Below are 3,451 nucleotides of genomic sequence, written 5' to 3'. Positions count from 1 at the left end.
CGGCGCCGTGGAGCTGCTGACCGAGGAGACGGAGTGGCCGGAGGTGGACCGTCCGCGCCGCGCCGCCGTCTCCTCCTTCGGGATCAGCGGCACCAACGCCCACATCATCATCGAGCAGGGCGTCGAGCACGACACCGGGACCGCCGCCGAACAGCCCGATTCCGATTCCGCGCAGGCGCCGGCACTCTCGATCGCGCCTTTCCTCGTCTCGGCCCGTGGTGAGGAGGCCCTGCGCGCCCAGGCGGCCCGGCTCGTCGAGTACGTCGACGCCCACCCGGAGCTGACCATCGACGACATCGGCCGCTCGCTGGCCACCACCCGCGCCCTGCACGGCGACGCCGCCGCCGTCATGGCCGAGGAACGGGACGAACTCCGCCACGCCCTCAGCGCGTTGGCCGAAGGAGATCCCTCGCCCGCCGTCGTCCACGCCGGCCGGGGACACCGCGGGAAGACCGCGTTCCTGTTCACCGGACAGGGCTCCCAGCGCCTCGGCATGGGCCGAGAACTGTACGGCTCCTCACCGGTGTTCGCCGCCGCGTTCGACGCGGTCTGCGCCCATCTGGACCGCGTACTCGACCGTCCTCTGAAGAGCGTGCTCTTCGCACCGGAGGACTCCGCCGACTCGGCCCTGCTCGATCAGACGGCCTTCACCCAGGCCGCCCTGTTCGCGCTGGAGACCGCGCTGTTCCGGCTGGCCGAACACCACGGCCTCACACCGGACTTCCTCCTCGGTCACTCCATCGGCGAGGTGACCGCCGCGCATCTGGCCGGAGTGCTCGATCTGCCGGACGCCTGTGTGCTGGTCAGCGAGCGCGGACGGCTGATGCAGGCCGCGCGCGAAGGCGGTGCCATGGCGGCGCTGGAGGCACCGGAGGACGAGGTACGCGCCACGCTCGCCGGATACGGCGACACGGTGACCGTCGCCGGTGTCAACGGCCCTCGCTCCACCGTGATCTCCGGTGACGAGTCCGCCGTCGAGGCGATCACCGCGCTCTGGCGAGAGAAGGGCAGCCGGACCAAGCGGCTGCCGGTCAGCCACGCCTTCCACTCGCCGCACATGGACGACGTCCTGGACGAGTTCCGTACGGTCGCCGAGGGACTGACCTTCCATCCGCCGCGTATCCCGGTGGTCTCCAATGTCACCGGCGAACTCGCCACGGCCGAGCAGCTCACCGCGCCCGGCTACTGGGCACAGCACATCCGGCAGCCGGTCCGCTTCCTCGACGGCGTACGGCTGCTGGCCGCCGCGGGCGTCACCGAGTGGCTGGAGCTGGGCCCGGACGGAGTGCTGACCGCGCTGGTCCAGGAGTCCCTGACCAGCGACGCCGGTGCGCTCACACCGGCACTGCGCCGAGGCCGGGCCGAGGACCGCGCCTTCGCCTCCGCCCTCGGTCTGCTGGCCGCGCGTGGTGCAAAGGTGCGCTGGGACGCCGTGTTCCCGGGCGCCCGTGCGGTCGCGCTGCCCGGCTATGCCTTCCAGCGGCAGCGCTACTGGCTGGAGGAGCCGGCCCGCGCCGGTGACGCCGCAGGACTGGGCCTGACCGCCACCGGACATCCGCTGCTCGGCGCGGCCGTGGCCCTCGCCGGCCGCGACGAACACATCGTCACCGGCCGTCTCTCCCGGCACACCCATCCCTGGCTGACCGATCACGCCGTTGGCGGCGCGGTGCTGGTGCCCGGCACCGGACTGCTGGAACTCGCCCTGCGGGCCGGAGAGCAGATCGGCGCCATGGGTGTCGACGAGCTGACACTGGCCGCGCCTCTGCTGCTGCCTGAGCGCGGCGGAGTCCGGTTGCAGCTCGTCGCCGGAGCCGCCGACGACGCCGGTGGCCGTACCGTACAGATCTACTCGCGGCCCGACGGCGGTGCCGGCGAGAACGAGAACGAGGGCGAGTGGACACTGCACGCCCACGGCAGGCTCGGCACGGCTGACGGCCCGACGGCCCACTCGCAGAACGACGCTCTGACGGTCTGGCCGCCGGCCGGCGCCCTCGAGACCGATCTGACCGGTGTCTACGAGCGGCTGGCCGAGCGGCAGTACGAGTACGGTCCCGCGTTCCGGAATCTGCGCCGGCTGTGGACGGCGGACGGCGATCTCTACGCGGAGGTCGCCCTCGGCGAGGACCAGCGCTCCGAAGCGGGCCGGTTCACGATCCATCCGGCGCTGCTCGACGCCGCGCTCCACGCGCTGCTGCCCGGTGTCGCCGGGGACGACGGCGGATCGTGGCTGCCCTTCTCCTGGTCCGCCGTCACCGTACGGGCCTCCGGTGCCTCGGCCCTGCGTGTCCGGCTCGCCTTCCATGGCACGGACCCAGAGTCGCCCACGGTCCGGCTGACCGTGGGCGATGCCACCGGCGCACCGGTCGCCGCCGTCGACGCGCTCACACTGCGGCCACTGTCGGTCGAGGCGCTGCGCGCGGCGGCGGCCGGTACGGGCGACGCCCTGCTCCGGCTCGACTGGACTCCGCTACAAGGCAGGCACACCACCGCGAAGCCCGCCGACTGGGCCGTGCTCGGTGACGAACGACCGGACGGACTCGGACTGACCGAGGGCCCGGCGCGCTCGTACACCGACGCCGGAGCCGTCATCCGCGCGCTGGACAACGGCGCGCAGGCACCGTCCTTCCTGGTGATGCCCTGCCTTCCCGCACCGGCCGACGGCAAGGAACTGCCGGACCTGGTCCGGGCCGCGACACACCGTGTTCTGACGGCCGTACGGTCACTGCTGGCCGACGAACGGCTCGCCGGCACGCGGCTGGTCGTGGTGACCGGAGGAGCCGTAGCCGCCGGGCCGGGCGAGGACGTGACCGATCTGGTCCATGCGCCGGTCTGGGGACTGCTGCGCTCCGCGCAGACCGAGAATCCGGGCCGTCTGGTCCTGATCGACAGCGGGAGCGGAGACCTGCCGGCGGGCCTTCTCGCGCGGGCCGCGCAGAGCGGCGAACCTCAGACGGCGGTACGCGGCGGCACACTGCTCGTCCCACGGCTGGCCCGCACCAGGCCTGCGCAGGGACCGGGCACGGCATCGGGACCCGGTACAGCACCGGAGTCCGGTACAACGCCGGGGAACACACCGCGATGGGACCATGGAACGGTCCTCATCACCGGTGCCACCGGTGCGCTGGGCGCCATCGCGGCCCGCCATCTGGTGGTGTCGCACGGCGCGCGCCGGCTGCTGCTGGTCAGCCGCCGAGGTCCTGACGCACCGGGCGCCGGGGAACTGACACAAGAGTTGCGGCAGTTGGGCGCCGAGGTCACCGTCGCCGCGGCCGATGTGGCCGATCGCGGCGCGCTGGCCGAACTGCTGGCCCGCTTCTCGCCGGAAGAGCCGCTGACCGCCGTGGTGCACACGGCCGGTGTGCTGGACGACGTTCCTCTTGAGGGACTGACACCGGAGCGGCTGGACACCGTACTGCGGCCCAAGGTCGACGCGGCCTGGCATCTGCACGAT

At 72.8% G+C, this 3,451-nt stretch carries 1 protein-coding gene; it reads left to right on the top strand.

The window, feature by feature from the left end; genetic code table 11:
- A partial coding sequence (locus tag GA0115259_RS42290) for a type I polyketide synthase (protein WP_237540605.1) occupies positions 1 to 3,451 on the top strand: 3,451 nt, incomplete at both ends.

The sequence above is a fragment of the Streptomyces sp. MnatMP-M17 genome (genome assembly GCF_900091995.1).
GTDB lineage: Bacteria > Actinomycetota > Actinomycetes > Streptomycetales > Streptomycetaceae > Streptomyces.
This window is presented reverse-complemented; position numbering and strand designations above follow the sequence as displayed.